This window comes from Burkholderia sp. LK4 (assembly GCF_001043615.1).
Classification (GTDB): domain Bacteria; phylum Pseudomonadota; class Gammaproteobacteria; order Burkholderiales; family Burkholderiaceae; genus Burkholderia; species Burkholderia cepacia.
The window spans coordinates 53,883-76,302 of sequence record NZ_LDUL01000006.1; the positions used below are offsets into that span (position 1 = coordinate 53,883).

Here is a 22,420-nt window from a genome sequence, read left to right on the forward strand (position 1 = left end):
CTGCGTTTTTCCTCCCGACCAGGACACACTCATGAGCCATACCGACCCTTCCGCCGACGGCGTCAAGTTCGCCTACTGGGTGCCGAACGTCAGCGGCGGCCTCGTCGTCAGCACGATCGAGCAACGCACCGACTGGAGCCTCGAATACAACCAGCAGCTCGCACGCACGGCCGAGGCGGCCGGCTTCGAGTACGCGCTGAGCCAGATCCGCTTCACCGCCGGCTACGGCGCCGAATACCAGCACGAGTCGGTGTCGTTCAGCCAGGCGCTGCTGCACGCGACGACGAAGCTCAAGGTGCTCGCCGCGATCCTGCCGGGGCCGTGGCATCCGGCCGTGGTCGCGAAGCAGCTCGCGACGATCGACCACATCTCGAACGGACGCATCGCGATCAACGTCGTGAGCGGCTGGTTCAAGGGCGAATTCACCGCGATCGGCGAGCCGTGGCTCGAGCACGACGAACGCTACCGGCGCTCGAAGGAATTCATCCAGGCGCTGAAAGGCATCTGGACGCAGGACAACTTCACGTTCAAGGGCGATTTCTACCGCTTCAACGACTACACGCTGAGCCCGAAGCCGGTGCAGAAGCCGCATCCGGAGATCTTCCAGGGCGGCAGCTCGCGCGCGGCGCGCGACAACGCGGCGAGCGTGTCGGACTGGTATTTCACGAACGGCAATACGCCGGAGAACCTGAAGGCGCAGATCGACGACATCCGCGCGAAGGCGGCGGCGAACAACCATCGCGTGCGCATCGGCGTCAACGCGTTCGTGATCGCGCGCGATACGGAAGAAGAGGCGCGGGCCGTGCTCGACGACATCATCCGGCACGCGCACGTCGAGGCCGTGCATGCGTTCGGCGATGCGGTGAAGCAGGCCGGCAAGGCGTCGCCGGAGGGGGAGGGCAACTGGGCGAAATCGACGTTCGAGGATCTCGTGCAGTACAACGACGGCTTCCGCACGAACCTGATCGGTACGCCGCAGCAGATCGCCGAACGGATCGTCGCGCTGAAGGCGATCGGCGTCGATCTCGTGCTCGCGGGGTTCCTGCATTTCATCGAGGAGGTCGAGTACTTCGGCCAGCGCGTGCTGCCGCTCGTGCGCGAACTCGAGGCGCGACGGCAGGCAGTTGCCGCGTGACGCGGGGGCCGATGCGCGGCGGGCACGAACGCGTGCCGCGCGCCGGCCGATCGAAGGGGCGACACCGGCGGTTCTCGCGGGTCGACCCGGTTTGACGTTTCGGATATCGAAACAGGAGGTCGGCGGATGCTTCCCGGCGCCGCCGGCCGGTTCATGAGCTTTGCCGGAATCGACATGTCTACGGAAATCATCGAAGAAAACGTGCAACCGCAAGCGGGCGCCACGCCCGTTCCCGTCATCGGCTCGGATGCCGAGGCGCTCGACGTCGCGCGTCAGGTCGCGGCACGGCTGGCCGAGCACGCCGCGTTGCGCGACCGCGAGCGGAAGCTGCCGTTCGACGAGATCGAACTGTTCTCGTCGAGCGGGCTGTGGGGCATCACCGTGCCGCGCGAATACGGCGGCGCGGAGGTGTCGAACGTCACGCTCGCGGAAGTGATCGCGATCGTTTCAGAGGCGGACCCGTCGGTCGGCCAGATCCCGCAGAACCACTATTGCCTGATCGAGGACATCCGCCTCGAGGGCAGCGATGCGCAGAAGCGCTTCTTCTTCGATCTCGTCCTGAAGGGCACGCGCTACGGGAACGCGTTTTCCGAAGCCGGCGGCAAGAACGTGCTCGATATCCGGACGCGCGTGCATCGCGACGGCGACGCGTTCGTGCTGAACGGCCGCAAGTTCTATTCGACCGGCACGCTGTTCGCGCACTGGATTCCGGTACTCGCGCTTGACGAGTCGGACCAGGCCGTGCTCGCCTTCGTGCGGCAGGGTGCGCCGGGGCTGACCGTCGTGGATGACTGGAGCGGCTTCGGGCAGCGCACGACCGCGAGCGGCACGGTGATCGTCGAGAACGTGCGTGTGAGCCCGTTCGAAATCTTCCACACGCAGCGTTCGTACGATCGCCCGACCTTCGCTGGCCCGTTCGCGCAGATCACGACCGCCGCGATCGACCTCGGGATCGCGCGCGCCGCCCTGCAGGACACGATCGCGTTCGTGCAGCAGCATGCGCGCCCGTGGATCGACAGCGGCGTCGAGCGCGCGAGCGAGGACCCGCTGACGGTCGCGCAGATCGGCGACATCGCGTACCGCGTGCACGCGGCCGAAGCGCTGCTCGCGCGCTCGGGCCGCTTCGTCGACGCGGCGAAGCACGAGCCGCGCGAGGAAACGGTTGCGCAGGCCGCGATCGCGGTGGGCGAGGCGAAGATCGCGACGACCGAGGTGGCGCTGCTTGCCGCGAGCAAGCTGTTCGAGCTCGGCGGCAGCAAGTCGACGCTGGCGAAATACAACTTCGACCGCCACTGGCGCAACGCGCGCGTGCATACGCTGCACGACCCGGTGCGCTGGAAGTATCACGCGATCGGCAACTACTACCTCAACGGTGTGAAGCCCGCGCGCCATTCCTGGAACTGACCGGCTCGCGCCGGCCGCCGTCACCCCTTCACCCTCACCACTACCGCCGCGGACAGCACGCACGCGGCGCCGCTTCATTCCTGACGAGGTCAATCGATGAGTCATCCAGCAAGCCCCGCGCAGGCACTGCCCGCGCAGCATGCCGTACCGCCGGCGGGCGGCCTGCGGCGCAACTACCTGAGCCTGCCCGAACTGATTGCGCAGTCGATCGGCCTCGTCGGCGTGTCCGGCGGGATCGGCGTGCTGATCCCCGCCGTCTTCGCGACGGCCGGCAACGGCACGTGGCTCGCGTACCTGTTCGCGATCGTCGCGCTGCTGTTTGCGTCGTGGAGCATCTCGGTGTTCGCGCGCGATTCGGCGTCGCCGGGGGCGCTGTATGCATACGTGTCGGCCGGCATCGGGCCGGTCTGGGGCGCGATCTGCGGCTGGTCGCTGCTGATTGCCTATGCGGTGGCCGCCGCGGGCATCCTGCAGGGGACGATCAACACGTTTCTCGTGCTGGGCCGCGAGACCGGGCTGCTCGGCGGCGCGACGCCGCTCGGCGCCGTGCTCGGGCTCACGGTCGTCACCGCGTTCGCCGCGTGGTACATCGCGTTTCGCGACATCCGGCTGTCCACGCGGTTCACGCTGTTCGTCGAACTCGCGACGCTGCTGCTGATCGCCGTCGTCGTGATCGGGACGATCGCGTTCGGCGGGCATCCGGTCGATCGCGCGCAACTGACGCTCGAAGGCGTGAAGCCGACCCAGCTGCAGCTCGGGATGGTGCTCGCGTTCTTCAGCTTCACGGGGTTCGAGAGTGCAACCGTGCTCGGCGCGGAAGCGCGCGACCCGTTCCGCGCGATTCCGCGCGCGGTGCTGATCAGCGTCGTCGGGCCGGCGATCCTGTTCGTGATCGGCGCGTACGGGATGGTGAGCGCGTTCCACGGGCAGACGCCGCCGCTCGACCGGGTCGACGGCCCGCTCGCGGTGCTCGCGCATCGGCTCGGCGCCGGCTGGGTCGGCGTGCTGATCGACGCAGGCGTGGCGTTGAGTTTCTTCGCGGCGTTCTTTTCGTCGATCAATGCGGCGGCGCGGATCGTCTATACGTTCGGGCGGCAGGGCGTGCTGCATGCGTCGACGGGTCACGCACACGAGCGCAATGCGACGCCGCACGTCGCGGTGGCGCTGATCGCGGTGCTGGCGCTGGTCACCGCGCTGGTATTCACCGCGCGCGGCACCGCGCTACTCGACTCGTATGGCTATCTCAGCTCGATTGCCACGTATGGCTGGCTGCTTGCATACGTGCTGGTGGCGATCGGCGCGCCGCTCTATCTGCGCCGCCAGCGCCGGCTTCGCGCGCGGCATGTGGCGATCAGCGTCATTGCGGTCGTGCTGCTCGCGATTCCGCTGGCCGGCAGCGTGTATCCGGTGCCGGAGGGCGTGTATGCGTGGCTGCCTTATGTGTTCGTCGCGCTGCTGGCGATCGGGCTCGGGTGGTTCCTGGTGCTGCGCGTCCGCTTTCCGGAGAGGCTGCGCGAGCTGGAGGCCGAGTTGCTGACGAAGTGACGGGGCGCCGTTGGCCGGTTCGGCGTCTTCGGCGCATGCCTGGCGCGACGACCGGCCGGCGACGCGCCGGGCTCGCCGATTCCTTTTCATGAGCACGCGCGGACGTCACGCCACACCCGCCATCCTCGACGCATCGACCACCATCTGCACGCCGAGCCCGCCGAGGATGAGCCCCATCGCCCAGCGCTGGGCGAGCAGCAGCGTCGGGCGCCCGTGCAGGAACTTCGCGATGCTGCTGGAACAGATCGCCACCGTCCCGTTCGCGCAGGCGAATGCGGCGATCAGCAGCGAACCGAGAAACAGCGACTGGCCGAGCACGCTGCCGTTCCGGTAGTCGATGAACTGCGGCAGCAACGAAATGAACAGCATCGCGAGCTTCGGGTTCAGCACGCTGGTCGTCGCGCCCATCGCGAGCAGCCGCAGCGGCCGCTCGCTGGGCAACGCCCGCACCTCGAACGGCGAGCGGCCGCCGGGTCTGACGGCCTGCCATGCCAGATACAACAGGTACGCCGCACCGACCACGGCCAGCCCGCTGCCCGCATAGGGCACGCTCATGAACAGCGTGGTGATGCCGAACGCCGCGCCGAACATGTAGAACAGGTACCCGATCATCACGCCACCGAGTGAAATGAGCCCCGCCGTGCGGCCCTGCGCGATCGAGCGCGACATCACGTAGACCATGTTCGGCCCGGGCGTGACCGCGAGCATGCCGCCGATGACGAGAAACCCGTAGAGCGATCCGGACGTATGCATGTCTGACGATTCCTGCAACGAGTGAGTGCTGACGGGAGTCATTGTCCGATCGTGGAGGCGAACAGTAAAACGGGATAAACTGAATCGATTGATCAGTTTTTCTGAACACGATGAAAAAGCTCGACCTCGATGTGCTCGCGATGGTGGTGGCCGTCGCCGAATCCGGATCGTTCGCTCAGGGCGCGCAGGCCGTGCACCGGTCGCCGTCGGCGGTGAGCATGCAGATCAAGGCGCTCGAAGACGCGCTCGGCAAGCCGCTCTTCATCCGCGACACGCGCAACGTGACGCCGACCGGCGAAGGCACGATGCTTGCCGAATACGGCCGCCGGATGCTGGCGATGCGCGACGAGGCCTGGGCGTCGGTCGTGCGCCCGGAGATTCGCGGCCGCGTGACGATCGGCGTGCCCGACGACTACATTTCGTCGCTGCTGCCGCAGGTGCTCGGCAAGTTCGCCGCGATGCATCCGCGCGTGGAAGTGCGCGTGATCGGCCAGCCGAGCAGCGCGCTCGTGCCGATGCTCAAGGACAACACGGTCGACCTCGCGTGCCTCACGCGGATCAAGGGCGTGACCGGCGAGCTGATCCGGCTCGAACCGCTCGTGTGGGTCGGGTCGCCGAAACGCAACGTATGGGAGGAGCGGCCGCTGCCGGTGGCCTTTTTCACGCACGGCGGCAGCATGGCGCGCGATCACGCGGTCAAGGCGCTGAACCGGCGGAAGATCCCGTACCGGATGTCCTACGAGAGCCCGAGCCACCTCGGCCTCCTCAGCATGGTGGAGGCCGGGCTCGCTGTCGCGCCGCTGGCGCGCTGCTGCATTCCCGATCATCTCGTGCAGCTGTCGGAAAGCCACGGGCTGCCGCCGCTGGGCGAACTCGAGGTCGTGCTCGCGCGCAGCGCACAGTCCGCGCGCCCGCCGTGCGACTACCTGGCCGAGCAGATTCTCGGCGAATGGCGTACCTGAACGCGGGCGGCCCGCCGGCGGCCGTGTTTCAGCACGACTTCAGCAGCCATTCGCGGAACGCGACGAGCGACGGCAGCGTCTCGTTCCCCGGCGGATAGACGAGGTAGTAGCTGCGCTGGCTGGTGATCGCGTCGCCGATCGACACGAGTTCGTTGCGGCCCAGCTCGTCTTCCACCAGCACCTTCGGCACCAGCCCGATCCCCATCCCGGCCCGCACGGCCTGGATCAGGTGCGACGTCAGCTCGAAGCTCGGGCCGATGCGCATCTGCCGATGGTCGAGCCGATAGTGCGAAAACCACTCGGCCCACGCCTGCTGGTTGCTCGTCACGCCGAGCAGCGTCTGTTTCGCGGCCCACGCCGGCGAACGCGCGTCGGCCTTGCGGCGGCTGCCGGGGTCCGGCGGCGCGATCGCGATCAGGAACTCGTTGTACAACCGGTGCGCGTGCAGGCCCGGCCAGTCGCCTGCGCCGACGGTGATGGCCGCATCGAGGTCGTCGTTGAGGAAATCGATGGCGCCGATCCGCGAATGGAGGTGCACGGTCACGCCCGGATGCGCGGTGTAGAAGTCGTGCAGGTGCGGCAACAGCCATTTCGAGCCGAACGTCGGCAAGGTAGCGAGCCGCAGCGTGCCGGCGCCCGCCTGGTGGGACATCGCCTGCAGCGTCGCGCCGCGGATGCGCCCCAGTGCGCCGCTCAGCTCGGCGAAGTAGCGGCGCCCGACCTCGGTCAGCTTCACGGAGCGGCCCTCGCGCCGGAACAGCGACACGCCGAGCTGATCCTCGAGCGTCTGGACTTGCCGGCTGATCGCGCTCTGGCTCAGCGACAGCTCCTCGGCCGCGCGCGTGTAGCTTTCATGCCGCGCGGCGGCCTCGAACACGAGCAGCAGCGACATGGACGGGGTGAGGCGACGGTAATTCATGAGTTTTATGCAATATTTGCCGGGTGAGAATTCGTTTGTTTCTCGCGGAAATTCCAAAGATACTGGAATTCCCGGTCGCGCGGAAACTTGCCAAAAAGTCATGTTTTGGAGCGCGCGAACCGGCCGGCTCCACCCACACTGCGCTTTTGCCCCATGTCGATCGCCTCGTTGCCCCGTCCCGCCAGCCCGCCCGCGAATGCGTACCGTGACTTTCTCGCCGCGCTGCGGGCCGCCGGATTCGCCGGGGAGATCCGCGCGGACCATGCGAACCGGACGGTGCAGGCCACCGACAACTCGATCTACCAGCGCCTGCCGCAAGCGGTGATCTGCCCCGCGCATGCCGACGACGTCCAGCTGCTGGCAAGGCTGCTCGCCGAGCCCGCGCATCGCGACGTCGCGGTGGCCGCGCGCGGCGGCGGCACGGGCACCAACGGGCAGTCGCTGACCGACGGCGTGGTCGTCGACCTGTCGCGGAACATGAACCGGATCCTCGAAATCGACGTCGAGCGCCGCTGGGTGCGCGTGCAGGCGGGCGTCGTCAAGGATCAGCTCAATGCGGCGCTGAAGCCGCACGGGCTGTTTTTCGCGCCGGAACTGTCGACGTCGAACCGCGCGACCGTCGGCGGGATGATCAACACCGACGCGAGCGGGCAGGGCAGCTGCACGTACGGCAAGACGCGCGATCACGTGCTCGAACTGGATTTCGTGCTGATGGGCGGCGAGCGGCTGCACAGCGACGCACTCGATGCCGAAGAACTGGAGCGCCGCTGCGCGCGGCAGGACCGCATCGGCAAGGTGTACCGCACCGCGCGACGCATCAGCGACGACAAGGCTGCGCTGATCGAAGCGAAGTTTCCGAAGCTCAATCGCTGCCTGACCGGCTACGACCTCGCGCACCTGCGCGAACCCGACGGCCGCTTCAACCTGAACAGCGTGCTGTGCGGCGCCGAAGGTTCGCTCGGCTTCGTCGTCGAGGCGAAGCTCAACGTGCTGCCGATCCCGAAGGTTTCGGTGCTGGTCAACGTGCGCTACGCGGGTTTCATGGATGCGCTGCGCGACGCGCGCGCACTGCTCGCGCACCAGCCGCTGTCGATCGAGACGGTCGACTCGAAGGTGCTGATGCTCGCGATGAAGGACTTCGTGTGGAGCAGCGTCGCCGAGTATTTCCCGCAGGACGACGCACGTCCGACGCTCGGCATCAACCTGATCGAATTCAGCGGCGACGACGCGGACGACGTCGACGCACGCGTGCGCGCATTCGTCGACCATCTGCGCACCGATGCCAGCGTGGAGCGCCTGGGCCACACGCTCGCCGCCGGCGACGACGCTGTGAAGCGCGTGTATGCGATGCGCAAGCGCGCGGTCGGCCTGCTCGGCAACGTGCAGGGCGAGGCCCGCCCGCAGCCGTTCGTCGAGGACACCGCGGTGCCGCCCGAGAACCTCGCCGCGTACATCGCCGAATTCCGCGCGCTGCTCGACGGCCACGGGCTGCAATACGGGATGTTCGGCCACGTCGACGCGGGCGTGCTGCACGTGCGCCCCGCGCTCGACATGAAGGACCCGAAGCAGGCGGCGCTGGTGCGTCCCGTGTCGGATGCGGTGGCCGAGCTCACGCAGCGCCACGGCGGCCTGCTGTGGGGCGAGCACGGCAAGGGTGTGCGCTCCGAATATGCGCCGGCGTTCTTCGGCGAGCTGTATCCGTCGCTGCAGCAGCTGAAGGCCGCGTTCGATCCGCACAACCAGTTCAATCCGGGCAAGATCGCGACGCCGCCGGATCACACGATGCGGCTGCTGAAGATCGACGAAGTGCCGACGCGCGGCGACCACGACCGGCAGATCGACGAGCGCGTGTGGCAGAGCTACGGCACGGCGATGCACTGCAACGGCAACGGCGCGTGCTACAACTTCGATCCGGACGACGCGATGTGCCCGTCGTGGAAGGCGACGCGCGAACGCGTGCAGTCGCCGAAGGGGCGTGCGTCGCTGATGCGCGAATGGCTGCGCCTGCAAGGGCAGGCCGGCGTCGACGTCGTCGCGGCCGCGCGCGCCCGGCAGCCGTTCCTGCGCGGCCTGGCCGCGCGCTGGCGCAACAGCCGCGCGGCGCGCAACGGCGAGGCCGATTTCTCGCACGAGGTGTACGACGCAATGGCCGGCTGCCTCGCGTGCAAATCGTGCGCCGGTCAGTGCCCGGTCAAGGTCAACGTGCCCGAATTCCGCTCGCGGTTTCTCGAGCTGTATCACCAGCGCTACCTGCGGCCGGTGCGCGACTACCTGATCGGCTCGCTCGAATTCACGATGCCGTGGATGGCGCGCGTGCCCGCGCTGTACAACGGGCTGATGCGCGCCGGCTGGGTGCGCACGCTGCTCGAGCGGCACGTCGGCATGGTCGACAGCCCGCTCCTGAGCCGCTTCGATCTCGCGGCCGTGATCCGCGAATGGCGCGTGAAGCCGGCCGACCCGCAGGCGCTCGCCGCGCTGAGCGACGCGCAGCGCGCACGCAGCGTCGTCATCGTGCAGGACACGTTCACGCGCTATTTCGATACCGAGCAGTTGGCGACGCTGATCGAGCTGGCGGCGCGCACGGGTTTTCAGGTGTGGCTCGCGCCGCTCGCGCCGAACGGCAAGGCGCTGCACGTGCAAGGCTTTTTGCGCGCGTTCGAGAAGGCGGCGATCCGCAATGCCGGGCAGCTGGCGGCGCTGGCGCGCTCGGGGGTCGCGCTGGTCGGCCTCGATCCGGCGATGACGCTCACGTATCGGCAGGAATACCTGAAGGTGACGGGGCTCGCCGATGTGCCGAAGGTGGCGCTGCCGCAGGAATGGCTGCTGCAGGCGCTGCCGGAAGCGGATGCGGGCGGCGTGCCGCGCGTCGCCGGTTCGTACCGGTTGCTGCCGCACTGCACCGAGAAGACCAATGCGCCCGACAGCGGCAAGCAATGGACACAGGTGTTCGCACGGCGCGGGTTGCGCTTGCAGGTGCAGGCAACCGGGTGCTGCGGGATGTCGGGCACCTATGGGCACGAAGCGCGCAATCTCGAGACGTCGAAGACGATCTACGCGCAGTCGTGGGCGGCGCACGTCGATGCGGCGGATGGGGAAGGCGAGGCGCTGGCGACCGGCTATTCATGCCGCAGCCAGGTGAAGCGGATGTCTTCGAAGCAGGTGCGCCATCCGTTGCAGGCGCTGCTCGATCACGTGCGGGCGGCGGGAGGATGATCGGGCGTCGCATGGCGCGGTGCCCGTGAAACGACTTCCGTTCCGGCATCGAGCGTCCAGCGGCAAGCGTTGAGCCGCTGTCGACGCATGCCTGCACTCAGGCGTCGGTCTTCGCCGTTTTTCTGGAACGCGGCTTGTCCGCCGCAGGAAATACGCCGCCGCCGCGCGGCCGTTTCGGTTCGATCCGCATCTGCCGGATCACGCGCCGGAAATCGATCTCGTGCGCGGCCAGCGTGCCGATCAGTTTCGCGATGACCGCGAGGTGGGACGGGACGGTGCCCTTGCTCGAATAATTCGTGATCGAACTTTCGTTCATCCGGATCAGGCGGGCGAACTCGCGCGCCGTCAACTGTGCCTTCCTCAACTCCTGTTGGAATTCCGCATACGCCATTGCGCACATGATGCTTCGTCTCCGTGAATCAGAAATCGGCCCGCGCGGCGCCGGCGCCGACGAGTGGCGTTCCCGTCGTGCCGGCGCCGCGGCGGGTTACATCTTCACCTGGTCGAGGAAGGTCTTCTTGCCGCTCTTGTAGCCGTAGATCGAGATGATCCCGTGCGTCAGGTCGCCCTTCGCATCGAAGGTCGTCGTGCCGATCACGCCGTCGTACTTCGTCGCCGGCATCGCCGCGAGGATCTTCGCCGGGTCGGTCGAGTTCGCGCGCTTCATCGCGTCCACAGCGATGTAGACCGCGTCATACGCGAACGGCGCATCGAACTTGATGCCCTGGTTGAAGCGCTTCTGGTACTTCGCGAGGAAGTCCGCGCCGCCCGGCATCTTCTCGAGCGCGGCGCCCGCCTGCGAGCACAGCACGTTGTCGGCCGCCGGGCCGGCCAGCTCGGCCAGCGAGTCGGTGCACACGCCGTCGCCGGACAGGATCTTCGCGCGCAGGCCGAGCTGCTTCGCCTGCTTCGCGAGCGGGCCGCCGGTGGCGTCCATGCCGCCGTACATGATCGCGTCCGGGTTCTCGCCCTTGACCTTCGTCAGGATCGCGCGGAAGTCGACGGCCTTGTCGTTGGTCGCGTCGTGCGACAGCACCTTCAGGCCGAGCGCCTTCGCCTTCTTCTCGAACTCGTTCGCGAGGCCCTGGCCGTACGCGGTCGAATCGTCGATCACCGCGACGCTCTTCACGCCCTTCGCCTGCGCGTAGCTCGCGAGCGCCGGGCCTTGCTGCGCGTCGGTCGCGACCACGCGGTACGTCGTCTTGAAGCCTTGCTGCGTGTAGGTCGGGTTCGTGGCCGACGGCGAGATCTGCACGATGCCCGCGTCGCTGTAGATCTTCGACGCCGGGATCGACGTGCCCGAGTTCAGGTGGCCGATCACGGCGACGACCTTGTCGTCGACGAGCTTCTGCGCAACCTGCGTGGCCTGCCGCGGGTCGGCCGCGTCATCCTGCGCATCGAGTTGCAGCGTGATCTTCTTGCCGCCGATCGTCAGGCCCTTTGCGTTGATTTCCTCGACCGCGAGGCGCGCACCGTTCTCGTTGTCCTTGCCGAGGTGCGAGATGCCGCCCGTCGTCGGTTCGACGCTGCCGATCTTGACGACCTGGTCGGCCATCGCGCCCGACGCGGCCGCGAATGCGGCGGCAGCCAGTGCGACGGTGATCAGGGGTTTGCAGCGCATGCCGACAGTGCTTCGTTCCATCTGCCATCTCCGATTTGAATGATCGTTCTATTGGACGTCTCGACCGTCCGACGGCGAGGCCGGGGCGATCGGACGAGTCTCCATACCCATCATGGGCTTCACTTGCATCGCGTCCTGCCCGTCGGCGTGATGCCCGGATGAGCGGGCCGGGGCCTGACGGCGTGCAATTCGTATGAATATATATGAAGCCGATTTTGCGCGCTGCAGCGAATCGCGCCACGGGGCGGGCGCGGCAAGGCCTGCGCCCGAAATCCGGAGGCGCCGGACGCCGGAAATCGTGCGCCGCGGCACGCGATGGATTGCGATTCGCTGTCGACGGCCTTACGGCCGCATCCATTATTCGGCCGACGGCCGGGGCGAAGCCATGGACACTGATGCACGGTCAATCCGGAACTGTTCGGTCGATTTGTCTGCACAGTTTGGACGGTTGTAAATGCGCATCCGGTCGAGCTGCCGGGTTTCATCGGGATCGACGCCCCTATTGATGCAACTAACGGTCAAGCCTCGACGGCGCTGGCGAACTGGCGCGAGTCGAAAGTCCGCGCCATCCGATCGGCTTTGCAGATGCCGGGGTTCATCCGACCGGTTCGCGTGACGAGTGTCGGGCTGACTGTACCGGCCCGATGCGGCGTTGTGCCTAAGCGCGTCCGCGCAACGCCACGAAGATCACGCCGGCGATCGCCAGCAGGCCGCCGCACACCGTCTCGATCCCGGGCCGCTCGCCCGTCAGGACCATCGACAGGGCCGTCGCGACCGCCGGCGTCAGATAGAGGAAGTTGGCGGCGCGCGCCGCGCCGAAGTAGCCGAGCGCGAAGGTCCAGGTCGCGTAGCCCAGCGCGGCCGGGAAGATGCCGAGCATCAGGACGGCCAGCGTCGTATCGCGCGACCCGCTGCCCAGTGCCCCGAGCGCGCCGGGCAGCCACGGCGCGAGCAGCAGCGCGCCGGCCAGCAGCGTGTAAGCGGTGCAGGCCAGCGCGCCGTATACCGGAATCAGCCGCCGCTGCAGCACGAAGTAGCTGGCCGAACACAGGGCCGCGCCGAGAATCAGCGTGCTGCCCGCGCCGAGGACGAGGCCGCCCGGTTGCCCGCGCGCGATCACCGCGATGCCGGCGAGGCTGACGAGCGAGCCGAGCCAGCCCCAGCGATTGAAGCGTTCGCCGAGAAACACGGCGGCCAGCAGGGCCGTGAAGATCGGCAGGGTGTTCACGATGAAGCTCGCCGCGCCGGCCGACACGGTCTGCTCGCCGGTATTGAGCAGCGCGTTGTACAGCGCGATGCCGAGAAAGCCGCACAGCAGGAAGCGCAGCGCATCGCTCCGGGTCGGCACACGCGGCCGCCGCGCCACCAGCCACGCGACGATCAGCACGGCCGCGGTGGCGAAGCGCGCCGCCGCGAGCTGAAGCGGGGTCAGGCCATGCAGGCCGATCCGGATGAACGGGAAAGCGGACGCCCACGAAACGATCGTGAAGGCGACCGCGCCGGCCGCGACCAGCGGCTGCCGCGCAGTGCGCGACGACGGTGTGGAGAGTGTGTTCATGCGGCGATGATGCGGCGTCGCGAGATGTTAAGCTAGCGCACAGATCAGCATCCAGATATGAAGATGATTCACAGCTCGAGCCGGCGGCCGGCCGGCGCTTCAGCCCGCGCGAAGCGTGGCGCGGCGTTGCCCGCCGCGGCGCCGGCGCCGGCTTCGCGGCCGCCGCTCGCGAGCCTGGAGACGGTGTGCACGGTCGCGCGCGAGGGTTCGTTCCTGGCCGCCGCCGACGTCTCCGGCGTGACGCACGGCGCGATCAGCCGGCGGGTGGCCGCCGTTGAAAACTGGCTCGGCCTGAAGTTGTTCGAACGTCATGCGCGCGGCGTGCGCCTGACGCCGGACGGGCAGCGCTTCGTTGGCCGGATCGAACAGGCGTTCGCGATCATCGACAGTGCGGCCGACCAGTGGCGTTCGCCGCGCGCGCCGCGACTGGTCAGGATGAGCGTGGTGCCGGCGTTCGCGCAGCTGTGGCTGTTCGAGCGGCAGCATGCGCTCGAGAGCGAGGCACCCGCGTTGCAGATCGAACTCGGCATCGATCTTCGCAACGTGGATATCGCCGGCGGCGAAGCGGACCTGTCGGTCCGGTACGGGCGCGGCAACTGGCGCCAGCTCGAAACCCGTGCGTTCATGCCGGAGCGGCTCTATCCGGTCGCGCATCCGCGGCTCGCCGCGCAACTGGCTGCGGAGCGCCGCCGGCGCGGCGATGCCGCGTTGCTCGACATGCCGTTGCTGCACGATTCCGATGTGACCGGCTGGCGCACGTGGTTCGATGCGTTGGGTGTGCCGTTCAAGCCGCGCGCGCAGGACCGCCGGTTCGAGGATTACAACCTCGTGCTGGCCGCGGCCGAGGCCGGGCTCGGCGTGGCGCTGGCGCGCGTACCGCTTGCGGACGCCTATCTCAAGCGCAGCGAACTCGTGCGCGTGAGCCGCCACGAGGTCGATTCGGTGCTCCGGTATTACTTCGTGCACGCGAAGGGGGAGAATCGGCCGGAGGTGCTGGCGTTGATGGAGCGGATGCGGGCGGCGGTGGCGGCAGGCAAGTGAGCGAAATGGAAATGGTCGTGGCGACCCGCCACGGCGGGCCGGCTGGTGCGAAGGACGCGGTGTGCGATTCGAGGCACTAGGCCGGCGGCGCCGGATCGACGACAATGCGTCCGCGAAAAACGATGAGGTGGAGAGATGAACGAAAATCGGAAATGTATGCATCCGTGCGGGTGCAAGCGAGGTCAACAATGAACAGGCCGGACAAATCGTCGAAAGCGCGTGCAGCGCTCGACCAGCTTTTTTCGGGCATGGCGCCCGCGGACGAGACGCGCGCGTCGCGTCCCGGCAACCCGTTCGAAGCGAACGCAAACGAGGCATCCGCCGGCACGGGCGTGCGCGGCGGGATCGAAGTCACGCTGTCGACCCGGATTCAGCTGCGCGGTTATCCGAATGCGGACGCATTCATGAAGCGCATGGCCGAAGCGTGGGGGCTGGATTGGGGGATGTACGACAGCGTCAAGGCCATCGCGACGCTGCCCGCCGGATGGCGAGCGCGCCGGCTTCCGGAAGTCACGCAGATCGTCGACGGGCACGACGTGCTGCGCGCGGAGAGCAGCCTGCAGGGCGGCGAGATGTCGTACCTGAAAGTGCATCCGCGGTACTACATCGACGCACGCAAGGGGTTCGGCTGGGGCAAGTCGTCGAAGGCGTCCGACGATCCGGATCTCGACGGCCCCGACTGGAACTGCTTCGTGGTCGATCGCGAGAAGTCCGTCGAAGTGCATGAATTGACGACCTCGTCGCTGAAAGCCGACATGGACAACGCACGGGCGACCTTGCTGAAATGGCTGGACGAAAACTATCCGAAGCATCGCGATCCGTTCGCTTACTGGACGGATTGCGAACGGGCGTCGTGATGTTGCGTGGCTGCCCGGTTCGGCATCGCGGGCACATGCTGCCCGGCCGGCGCCGGAGCGGGGGCGGCACACGCTGCTTCGATTCCTCGGCCGGTTGCGCCGGGGGCGCCGGTTGAAACGCGCCAGTGTCGTCCCGATTCTCTGGGCGGCGTTCGCCGCGGCGGTCGGCTCGACCGTCGTCGAGCTGCTGCTCTGGCCGATCGCCGGCGATGATGCCATCGGGAACCTGCTGCGCGACGCACGCCTTACGGCCGCCATCGTGATGGGGCGCCGCGTGCTCGACGCTTCCGCCGGCTTCGATCCGCTGGTCATGGCGGTGGCGACCCTCGTGCATCTGGTGCTGTCGCTGGTCTATGCGGCCGTGCTGGCGAAAACGATTCGCACCCTGTCGCTCGCGGCCGCGCTACTCGCAGGCGGTGCGTTCGGCCTCATCCTGTACGGCGTCAACCTGTACGCCTTCACCGCGATCTTCCCGTGGTTCGTTCCTGTCCGTGGTGCGATCACGCTGGTGGCCCATCTGGTATTCGGGATCACGGCGGCAGCGGCTTACCGCTTCGCGAGGCGCTAGGCCGGCGCCGGCCGCCAGCCGCGGCATCGACTGTCGAAGGTTCCCGCGTCGGTCAATCGCACCAGACCCCTGGAATAAGCACGCGCGCCGCATCGTTCAGCAGGCAGGAGACCTTGTACGAAGCGGCGGCGCGTTACCGCCGCGTGGTGAATCGTGCGTGAGCAATCCGATGTGTCGGGCGCCGTCAGCGGCGCCACGCGATCGAGTGGTCGGGGGCAATCAGGAGCCGATCATGTGCAACTTGTTTCGAGCCGGGATAGGTATCGTCTGTCTCGGCTGTTCCGCGGCGGTCTTCGCGCAAACGTACGACGATCTGGCGGACGACACGGCCAACTGCCGTGCAGTCGTCGCGCGAGCGAACATCGACGGCACGGACCAGCAAATCGTGGGGCGTGCGTGCCTGCAGGACGACGGCACATGGCAGTTCGTGCAGAGTCCCGATGGTAGTGTTTTATGGTATCCGGCGGTGGACTACCCGTATGCCGACCTGGGGTACTGGGGGCCGCCGCTTTTCATCGGCGCGGGCGTGAGCTTCGTCTTCATCGATCGTTTCCACCACTTCCACCATTTCCACCATTTCGATCCGGTCGTTCACGTCAACGGGATCGAACATCGCCGCTTCGGCGTGCCGATCGGCGCCGGTTTTCACCATGGCGCGTTCCCGGTCGGCGCGCATCGCGAATTCGGCGGAATGCATGCGTTCGGCGGCATGGGCGGGGCGGGGGGCATGCGGCGACATTAGGCGCGCATTTCCGGCTTGATCGTGCGCTTTCTACCAGCTGCGTCAGGCATGGGTGCGTTTACAGGATCGACGCGAGTCTCGGCATGCGGAGCAGGAGGCCGGCAATCAGGTAGCACGTGACGCAAGCGACACCGCCGGTCACGGCGAACTTCAGGAACGGCGACGCCGGCACGGTTCGCCATACGAGGGCGATACCCACCAGCACCGGCGGATGGATGATGTAGATCGTGTACGCGCGCCGGGACAGCGACCGCCATGCGCCTGTCAGTCGATCGAAGCGCCGCTGGAAACGGCTGGCAAGAAACAGGCTCGTTCCCCACGCGACCAGCGGCTCCCAGAATGCGTAGATCACGTCCTGCGGGCGGCCGCGCAATGCAGGAACGTGCTTGGCGAGCAGGTAAGCGACCGGCAGGACAGGGAGTGCCAGCAGTGCGATGCGCCACCACAGTCTGACCTGCCGTGCCGGCAGGTGCTCGATCCAGTGCACGCGCGCGGTCCGGCACCCGGCTGCGTACAACACGACGTAGCTCGCGAAGTAGCCGAGCTGCAGCCCCCATACGTTGGTACCTACCGGCCATCGCGACCGCAGCGCGAGTGCCGCGATACCCGTGAGCAACGCCGCGGCGGCCAACGTCCTGTCGGACGGAAAGGGGTTGCGGGCGGGGCGGTTCGTATCGCGCGCCACGGTGCGCCGGCAGGCGATGTGCCAGAGTGCTGCGGCTGCGCTGAACATCAGCAGCGCCTCGGCGAACCACATCGGGCCGTTCTCGAACGCGCCTTTGCGCCACAGGCGGCCCAGCATATCCGCGAACGGGCGGCCGGCGCCCGATTGCGCCAGGGCGATCGTTGCCGGGCCGATCACGAAGCCGTACACCAGCAGAGGCAGGCCGAGCCTGATGAACCGGTCGGCGACGAAACGGGCGGTGCCCTTGCGATCGATGGACGGCGACGTGTAATAACCGGCCAGGAAAAAGAACAGGCCCATGAAAAAGGCCTGGTTGATCGCGCAGAAGAGCGTCAGCAGTGCGGATTCCACGGACGGCCCGGCAGCCACCTCGCGGTAGTACCACCCGCCGAGCGCGCCGTATGTGATCGCGCAGTGGTGAAAGACCACCAGCAACGTCAGGCACGCGCGCAACGCGTCGAGGCCGGCGTTTCGATGGACGGCTGCCGCCGTGTCCTGCTGAAAAGCGAAGTCGACCGGGACGTCCTGAGCGCTCATCACGTTGCCTGCGTGGTTGGTCAGCGATGACCCGCCTGGCGACGATCCTGGTCGCGACGACGCATGCAAATCCGGCGGGCGTACAGGTCGGCACCCTACACCGTTGTTCTTACAACCATCCAACAAGCCGCCTGCCGTTGGCGTGGCGCCCGCTCAGTCGAGCTTGCCCCGCAGGTCGTCGAACGGAATCATCACGTGCGCGCGATACGCGGGCCGCGCTTTCAGCCGTTCGTACCATGCTTGCACGTGCGGCAGGTCCGGCCGGGCGATGTCGAGCTCGAAATAGCGATACAGATGCGTGCCGGCCGCGATGTCGGCGAGCGTGAGCGTGTCGCCCGCGAGAAACGGTTGCCCGGCCAGCACCGCATCGAGCGTGCGGAAGTATTGCGCGCACTGCGCGATGCTTTGCTCGACGCGCGCCGTGTCGCGCTGCTCGGGCGGCGTCCGGTAGAAGCCCCGGAACACGCCGTTCAGGAACGTCGGCTGCAGCGTGGTTTGCGACCAGTCCATCCAGCGGTCGGCGCGCGACTGTTCGGCCGGATCGTCGTGCCAGAAACCGGGGCGCCCGTAACGCGCGGCGAGGTAGCGCAGGATGCTGTGCGATTCCCAGACGACCGTGCCGCCGTCGTCGATCACGGGCACGCGCCCGTGCGGGTTCATCGCGAGAAAACCGGGCGTGTCGAGCACGCCGAACTGCCCGCCGGCCGGCACGTGCCGATGCTCAAGCGCGAGCTCGTCGACGAGCCACATCACCTTCTGGACGTTGAATGCATTGCGGCGCCCCCATACGGTCAGCATGCCGGCCTCCTTGTGTCGTGCGGAACGTGAACGCGGACAGTGTAAGCGCCGCAGGCGCGCACCGCGGTGCGCGCCTGCCGGCTGTCGTCCGTCGCTGTCGTCGCCTGGCGGCGACGCGATCAGAACTTGTGGCGAATCCCGACGATCGCGAGTTCCTGCGTATCGGTGCCGGAGTTCACGCCGTACGAGCCGACCGACGCGGCGGCCTTCACGACCGCGCCGTTCGCGTTGAGCGTGTTGCCGCTCGCCTTCTGGTAGCCGAACAGCGCATACAGGTCGGTGCGCTTCGACAGCGCGTAGTCCGCGCCGAGGTTGACCTGGTTGTAGTGCGCGGAAGACGGGCCCGTCAGCGACGTGTAGTTGTAGCCGACACCCGCGCGCAGCGCCGGCGAGAACTGCCAGTTGAAGAACGCGGAGCCGTTGTTGAACTTCGCGTTCTGGCTGAACGCCGACAGCGTGTCCGCGCCGTACTGCGTATTCGAATACGCGAGGCCGAAGGTGGCGGGCCCGGCCACGTACTGGCCGGCCACACGCACGATCTGGATCGACTTCGCGCTCGAGAAGCCCTGGTTGATCACGGTGTTGAACAGCGTGTCCGAGCTGCTCGACCACGTGCGCACGCCGTTCGCGACCGAGGAGCCGCCGTTCGCATAGAAGAAGCCCGCGCCGAGCGACAGCGGGCCGTTCGCGTAGCTTGCGCCGAAGCTGTACGTGCGACCGCTGCCGGTGGCGCCCGCGACGCCGCCGAAGCCGTACAGACCCTCGAACTGGAAGCCCGAGATCAGCGGGCTCGTGTATTTCACCGAGTTGCTGACGCGCAGGCTGTTGTCGTAGTTGTCGAGGTCGCCCGGCGTCGCGAACACGCCGCCGAAGTAGTTGTCCTGAGTGAGGCCCTGCACGAGGTCGACGACCGGATCGTACTGGCGGCCGAGCGTGACGGTGCCGTATGTGCTGCTCGCGAGGCCGACGACGGCCTTGCGGCCGAATTCGCGGCTGCCCTGGCCGAGTGCGCCCGTGCCGATGTTGAAGCCGTTCTCGAGCTGGAACAGCGCGGCCAGGCCGCCGCCGAGATCCTCGGTGCCGCGCAGCCCCCAGCGGCTGCCGGACAGGTTGCCGCTGCTGAACTTGACGAGGCTCGACGCATTGCTGCCGTTCGCGTTCTGCGCGTTGTGGACATAGGCGATGCCCGCATCGGCGATGCCGTACAGCGTGACGCTGCTTTGCGCGTGGGCGCCGGCGGCGAAGAGCGCGGCCGGCAGCGCGAGCAGTGCGAATGAACGGACTGGTTTCATTGTTGGATTCCCCCGTTGGTCGATTGGTCTGACGAGTCGGTGAACGATACGGACAGCGCATCGTCGAGGGAACCAATAAATTGTCGGATCGTTATGAGGCGGTGCGGAGATGGATGCGCGCGCAACCGGCCGGCGGCCGGTGCGTGGGGACGTTATGCGTCATACGCTGGATGAACGATGCGCACATGCGCATCGCGCGCGCTGCATCGCGACGTCGGCTGCAGGGCGTTCACTGTGCCGCGCGATCCTGCGCGCGGGTCAGTGGTATTGGTTGCCGGCGCCGAACAGGCGCGGCTGCGCGGCGTTCAACGCGTCGTCCGCTTCCGGCTGCCACGGAAAAACCCCGTCGCGGTCGGGCCACAGCAACTGCACGCACGGGAACTCGTCGTTGCCGTAGAACCAGCGGTTCCAGCCGAGATGGGCTTCGTAGTGCGCCTTCTCGACCGGCATCAGCAGTGCGTTCGCGTTGCCGAAGACGGCATCCGTGACTTCACCGACCGGCGGCGGCGTGCCGGCTGCGACCATCCGGTAGACGTCCCACAGCACGTCATGGACGATGCGCGCCGGCATCGAGAACACGATGAGTTCCGGAAAACCGTGGTTGACCCACAGCCCGGTCGTGAAAGAAAACCCGGGTGCGTCCCCTTCCGCGAACACTTCCGTGCGGAACCACCCGTGCTGACGAATCCGCTGCACGAATCGCTGCTCGTCTTCCTCGAGCACCGAATCGGGCGCGTCGAGTGCGGTGGCGATATCCGGTCGCGTGGTCATGCGGGGCTCCTTGGATCTGCGTCGGGCGACGGCAAGCCGGGGGCGGGCATCCCGCCGGCGGGAATGCGACCGCGGCCGAACCGGCCGGCGATCGCCGTGCGCCATGTTGCCACAGCGGTCCCGCCTACTGCTCCGCCTTCTCCACCTCAGCCGTTTCACCGAGGAACCCGCCGCTCTGGTGCGCCCACAGCGCCGCATAGATGCCGCCGGCCTGCAGCAGTTGCTGGTGCGTGCCTTCCTCGACGATGCGCCCTTCGTCGAGCACGATCAGCCTGTCCATCGCCGCGATGGTCGACAGCCGGTGCGCGATCGCGATCACCGTCTTGCCGCTCATCAGGCCGTCGAGGCTGCGCTGGATCGCGACTTCGACCTCGGAATCGAGCGCGCTGGTCGCTTCGTCGAGCACGAGGATCGGCGCGTCCTTGAGCATCACGCGTGCGATCGCGACGCGCTGCCGCTGGCCGCCCGACAGCTTCACGCCGCGTTCGCCGACCTCGACGTCGTAGCCGCTGCGGCCGTGGCGGTCGCGCAGCCGGTCGATGAATTCGGACGCTTCCGCGCGCACGGCCGCATCGCGCATCTCGCGCTCGGTGGCGTCGGGGCGCCCGTACAGCAGGTTCTCGCGCATCGTCCGATGCAGCAGCGACGTATCCTGCGTGACCATCCCGATCGCGGCGCGCAGGCTGTCCTGCGTGACGTGCGCGATGTCCTGCCCGTCGATCCGGATCGTGCCGCCGCCCACGTCGTAGAAGCGCAGCAGCAGGTTCACGAGCGTCGACTTGCCGGCACCCGAGCGGCCGATCAGGCCGATCCGCTCGCCGGGCCGGATCGTCAGGTTCAGCCCGTCGAACACGGCACGGTCGTTGTCCTCGTGCGCGAACTGCACGTTGTCGAACACGATTTCGCCGCGCTGCACCGCGAGCGGCTTCGCATCGGGCGCGTCGACCACGCTGCGCACCTTCGTCAGCGTATTGATGCCGTCCTGGATCGTGCCGACGTTCTCGAACAGCTCGGTCATCTCCCACATGATCCAGTGCGAATAACTCGACAGGCGCAGCGCCATCGCGATCACCGCCGCGACGACGCCCGCGCTCGCCTCGCCGTGCATCCACAGATACAGCGCGAGGCCGGTCGAGCCGACCAGCAGCAGTGTCGACAGCAGGTGATTGACGACCTCGAACGCGCTGACGAGCCGCATCTGCGCGTCGCCGGTCGCCTTGAATGCCTCCATCGCGCGCCGCGCGTGGTCGGCTTCCCGCCGCGTGTGCGAGAACAGCTTCACGGTCGTGATGTTCGAATACGCGTCGGTGATGCGGCCGGTCATCAGCGCGCGTGCATCGGCCTGCCGGCTGCCGACCGCACCGAGGCGCGGCACGAAATACGCGCACGCTGCGCCGTAGCCGAGCGCCCACAGCGCGAGCGGGATCATCAGCCGCCAGTCGAAGCTGGCGGCGAGCGCGAGGATGCCGATCAGGTACGCGGCGACGCCGATCACGACGTCGACCGACATGAACAGCGCATCGCGCACCGCGAGCGCGGTCTGCATGATCTTGGTCGTCACGCGGCCCGCGAATTCGTTCGCGTAGAACGACAGGCTCTGGTCGAGCATCAGCCGGTGAAACAGCCAGCGCAGCCGCATCGGGAAGTTGATCGCGAGCACCTGGTGCTTGACCATCGTATGCAGCGCGATCAGCAGGGCACTGCCGGCGAGGATCGCCGCGAAACCGGTGAGCGTGCCGAAGTGCCGGCTGCCGAAATCCGCCGGCGTCGCGGACGCGAGCCAGTCGACCACGCGGCCCATCATCGCGAACAGCGCGGCTTCGTAGGCGGCCAGCGCGGCCGACGTCAACGCGATCAGCAGGATCCAGCTGCGCGCGCCTTTCGTGCACGCCCAGACGAACGAGAAGAATCCCTTCGGCGGCGTGACGGGATCTTCGAGCGGGAAAGTCGGCAGGCGCCGTTCAAACCACGAAAACATCGAAACCTCTCCTTGATGCGGCCACGCCAGCCGGCGCGGCC

19 protein-coding genes are annotated in these 22,420 nt (G+C 67.6%); 9 read left to right on the plus strand and 10 right to left on the minus strand.

The annotated features are described in order from the left end of the window. The first annotated feature begins 31 nt into the window (after nt 1–31). The 3 genes from sfnG to VK92_RS02085 all read left to right on the plus strand — a co-directional run bounded on the left by sfnG (nt 32) and on the right by VK92_RS02085 (nt 4,084). The gene (gene sfnG / locus VK92_RS02075) at nt 32–1,135 is read left to right on the plus strand and encodes a dimethylsulfone monooxygenase SfnG (protein WP_048028831.1); all 1,104 of its coding nucleotides are present in this window, start codon (nt 32–34) and stop codon (nt 1,133–1,135) included. A gap of 174 nt (nt 1,136–1,309) precedes the next feature. After that, the gene (locus VK92_RS02080) at nt 1,310–2,539 is read left to right on the plus strand and encodes an SfnB family sulfur acquisition oxidoreductase (RefSeq protein WP_048028875.1); all 1,230 of its coding nucleotides are present in this window, start codon (nt 1,310–1,312) and stop codon (nt 2,537–2,539) included. Nucleotides 2,540–2,635: 96 nt separating this feature from the next. Then, entirely contained in the window at nt 2,636–4,084 is a 1,449-nt protein-coding gene (locus VK92_RS02085; RefSeq protein ID WP_053077905.1) for an APC family permease, read from the plus strand. A 105-nt stretch (nt 4,085–4,189) separates the two neighbouring features. Here the strand turns inward: VK92_RS02085 and VK92_RS02090 are convergent, their stop codons facing one another. Next, nucleotides 4,190–4,837, minus strand: a complete 648-nt coding sequence (locus VK92_RS02090) for a LysE family translocator (RefSeq protein ID WP_021160723.1) — start codon at nt 4,835–4,837, stop codon at nt 4,190–4,192. A gap of 110 nt (nt 4,838–4,947) precedes the next feature. Here VK92_RS02090 and VK92_RS02095 point away from each other — a divergent pair, with 110 nt between their 5' ends. Continuing rightward, a complete protein-coding gene (locus VK92_RS02095; RefSeq protein WP_021160722.1) occupies nt 4,948–5,799 on the plus strand; it encodes a LysR substrate-binding domain-containing protein in 852 nt (283 codons plus the stop codon). A gap of 28 nt (nt 5,800–5,827) precedes the next feature. Here the strand turns inward: VK92_RS02095 and VK92_RS02100 are convergent, their stop codons facing one another. Then, nucleotides 5,828–6,718, minus strand: coding sequence for a LysR substrate-binding domain-containing protein (locus tag VK92_RS02100; protein ID WP_048028833.1), 891 nt, complete (start codon nt 6,716–6,718; stop codon nt 5,828–5,830). 153 nt (nt 6,719–6,871) lie between these two features. Between VK92_RS02100 and ydiJ the strand changes: the two genes are divergently transcribed. Next, nucleotides 6,872–9,931: a D-2-hydroxyglutarate dehydrogenase YdiJ gene (gene ydiJ, locus VK92_RS02105; protein ID WP_048028835.1), complete on the plus strand. Its 3,060-nt coding sequence runs from the start codon at nt 6,872–6,874 to the stop codon at nt 9,929–9,931. Between the two features lie 97 nt (nt 9,932–10,028). Here ydiJ and VK92_RS02110 read toward each other — a convergent pair whose 3' ends face one another. The 3 genes from VK92_RS02110 to VK92_RS02120 form a co-directional block, all read right to left on the minus strand. After that, nucleotides 10,029–10,331: a hypothetical protein gene (locus VK92_RS02110; RefSeq protein ID WP_021160718.1), complete on the minus strand. Its 303-nt coding sequence runs from the start codon at nt 10,329–10,331 to the stop codon at nt 10,029–10,031. Nucleotides 10,332–10,418: 87 nt separating this feature from the next. Continuing rightward, nucleotides 10,419–11,573, minus strand: coding sequence for a branched-chain amino acid ABC transporter substrate-binding protein (locus VK92_RS02115; protein WP_021160717.1), 1,155 nt, complete (start codon nt 11,571–11,573; stop codon nt 10,419–10,421). A 637-nt stretch (nt 11,574–12,210) separates the two neighbouring features. Next, nucleotides 12,211–13,110, minus strand: a complete 900-nt coding sequence (locus VK92_RS02120) for a DMT family transporter (RefSeq protein ID WP_021160716.1) — start codon at nt 13,108–13,110, stop codon at nt 12,211–12,213. Between the two features lie 57 nt (nt 13,111–13,167). On the opposite strand from VK92_RS02120, the gene VK92_RS02125 reads away from it, so the two are divergent. The 4 genes from VK92_RS02125 (at nt 13,168) to VK92_RS02140 (ending at nt 16,318) form a co-directional block, all read left to right on the plus strand. Next, the gene (locus tag VK92_RS02125; protein ID WP_048028836.1) at nt 13,168–14,151 is read left to right on the plus strand and encodes a LysR substrate-binding domain-containing protein; all 984 of its coding nucleotides are present in this window, start codon (nt 13,168–13,170) and stop codon (nt 14,149–14,151) included. A gap of 188 nt (nt 14,152–14,339) precedes the next feature. Then, the gene (locus VK92_RS02130; RefSeq protein WP_021160714.1) at nt 14,340–15,008 is read left to right on the plus strand and encodes a hypothetical protein; all 669 of its coding nucleotides are present in this window, start codon (nt 14,340–14,342) and stop codon (nt 15,006–15,008) included. 112 nt (nt 15,009–15,120) lie between these two features. After that, the gene (locus VK92_RS02135; RefSeq protein WP_048028838.1) at nt 15,121–15,576 is read left to right on the plus strand and encodes a hypothetical protein; all 456 of its coding nucleotides are present in this window, start codon (nt 15,121–15,123) and stop codon (nt 15,574–15,576) included. A 232-nt stretch (nt 15,577–15,808) separates the two neighbouring features. Then, a complete protein-coding gene (locus VK92_RS02140) occupies nt 15,809–16,318 on the plus strand; it encodes a hypothetical protein (protein WP_048028877.1) in 510 nt (169 codons plus the stop codon). 58 nt (nt 16,319–16,376) lie between these two features. Here VK92_RS02140 and VK92_RS02145 read toward each other — a convergent pair whose 3' ends face one another. From VK92_RS02145 to VK92_RS02165, 5 genes are all read right to left on the minus strand, one after another. Beyond that, nucleotides 16,377–17,540: an acyltransferase family protein gene (locus VK92_RS02145; RefSeq protein ID WP_197094480.1), complete on the minus strand. Its 1,164-nt coding sequence runs from the start codon at nt 17,538–17,540 to the stop codon at nt 16,377–16,379. Nucleotides 17,541–17,693: 153 nt separating this feature from the next. Next, nucleotides 17,694–18,338 (minus strand): glutathione S-transferase family protein, encoded by a 645-nt coding sequence (locus VK92_RS02150; RefSeq protein WP_048028840.1) that lies wholly within the window; start codon nt 18,336–18,338, stop codon nt 17,694–17,696. 119 nt (nt 18,339–18,457) lie between these two features. Then, nucleotides 18,458–19,630, minus strand: coding sequence for a porin (locus VK92_RS02155; RefSeq protein ID WP_021160709.1), 1,173 nt, complete (start codon nt 19,628–19,630; stop codon nt 18,458–18,460). A gap of 258 nt (nt 19,631–19,888) precedes the next feature. Next, the gene (locus VK92_RS02160) at nt 19,889–20,401 is read right to left on the minus strand and encodes a DUF4262 domain-containing protein (protein ID WP_053077906.1); all 513 of its coding nucleotides are present in this window, start codon (nt 20,399–20,401) and stop codon (nt 19,889–19,891) included. A 124-nt stretch (nt 20,402–20,525) separates the two neighbouring features. Continuing rightward, complete coding sequence (locus tag VK92_RS02165) at nt 20,526–22,379, minus strand: ABC transporter ATP-binding protein (protein WP_048028881.1); 1,854 nt, start codon at nt 22,377–22,379, stop codon at nt 20,526–20,528. Nucleotides 22,380–22,420 lie beyond the last annotated feature (41 nt).

Excerpts from the sequence above, each read along its gene's own strand:
- ydiJ (WP_048028835.1), top strand. The coding sequence starts at position 6,872 with ATGTCGATCGCCTCGTTGCCCCGTCCCGCCAGCCCGCCCGCGAATGCG.
- VK92_RS02160 (WP_053077906.1), bottom strand. The coding sequence starts at position 20,401 with ATGACCACGCGACCGGATATCGCCACCGCACTCGACGCGCCCGATTCG.
- VK92_RS02155 (WP_021160709.1), bottom strand. The coding sequence starts at position 19,630 with ATGAAACCAGTCCGTTCATTCGCACTGCTCGCGCTGCCGGCCGCGCTC.
- VK92_RS02165 (WP_048028881.1), bottom strand. The coding sequence starts at position 22,379 with ATGTTTTCGTGGTTTGAACGGCGCCTGCCGACTTTCCCGCTCGAAGAT.
- VK92_RS02090 (WP_021160723.1), bottom strand. The coding sequence starts at position 4,837 with ATGCATACGTCCGGATCGCTCTACGGGTTTCTCGTCATCGGCGGCATG.
- VK92_RS02115 (WP_021160717.1), bottom strand. The coding sequence starts at position 11,573 with ATGGAACGAAGCACTGTCGGCATGCGCTGCAAACCCCTGATCACCGTC.
- VK92_RS02080 (WP_048028875.1), top strand. The coding sequence starts at position 1,310 with ATGTCTACGGAAATCATCGAAGAAAACGTGCAACCGCAAGCGGGCGCC.
- VK92_RS02145 (WP_197094480.1), bottom strand. The coding sequence starts at position 17,540 with ATGAGCGCTCAGGACGTCCCGGTCGACTTCGCTTTTCAGCAGGACACG.
- sfnG (WP_048028831.1), top strand. The coding sequence starts at position 32 with ATGAGCCATACCGACCCTTCCGCCGACGGCGTCAAGTTCGCCTACTGG.
- VK92_RS02110 (WP_021160718.1), bottom strand. The coding sequence starts at position 10,331 with ATGTGCGCAATGGCGTATGCGGAATTCCAACAGGAGTTGAGGAAGGCA.
- VK92_RS02120 (WP_021160716.1), bottom strand. The coding sequence starts at position 13,110 with ATGAACACACTCTCCACACCGTCGTCGCGCACTGCGCGGCAGCCGCTG.
- VK92_RS02125 (WP_048028836.1), top strand. The coding sequence starts at position 13,168 with ATGAAGATGATTCACAGCTCGAGCCGGCGGCCGGCCGGCGCTTCAGCC.
- VK92_RS02150 (WP_048028840.1), bottom strand. The coding sequence starts at position 18,338 with ATGCTGACCGTATGGGGGCGCCGCAATGCATTCAACGTCCAGAAGGTG.
- VK92_RS02095 (WP_021160722.1), top strand. The coding sequence starts at position 4,948 with ATGAAAAAGCTCGACCTCGATGTGCTCGCGATGGTGGTGGCCGTCGCC.
- VK92_RS02140 (WP_048028877.1), top strand. The coding sequence starts at position 15,809 with ATGTGCAACTTGTTTCGAGCCGGGATAGGTATCGTCTGTCTCGGCTGT.
- VK92_RS02085 (WP_053077905.1), top strand. The coding sequence starts at position 2,636 with ATGAGTCATCCAGCAAGCCCCGCGCAGGCACTGCCCGCGCAGCATGCC.
- VK92_RS02130 (WP_021160714.1), top strand. The coding sequence starts at position 14,340 with ATGAACAGGCCGGACAAATCGTCGAAAGCGCGTGCAGCGCTCGACCAG.
- VK92_RS02100 (WP_048028833.1), bottom strand. The coding sequence starts at position 6,718 with ATGAATTACCGTCGCCTCACCCCGTCCATGTCGCTGCTGCTCGTGTTC.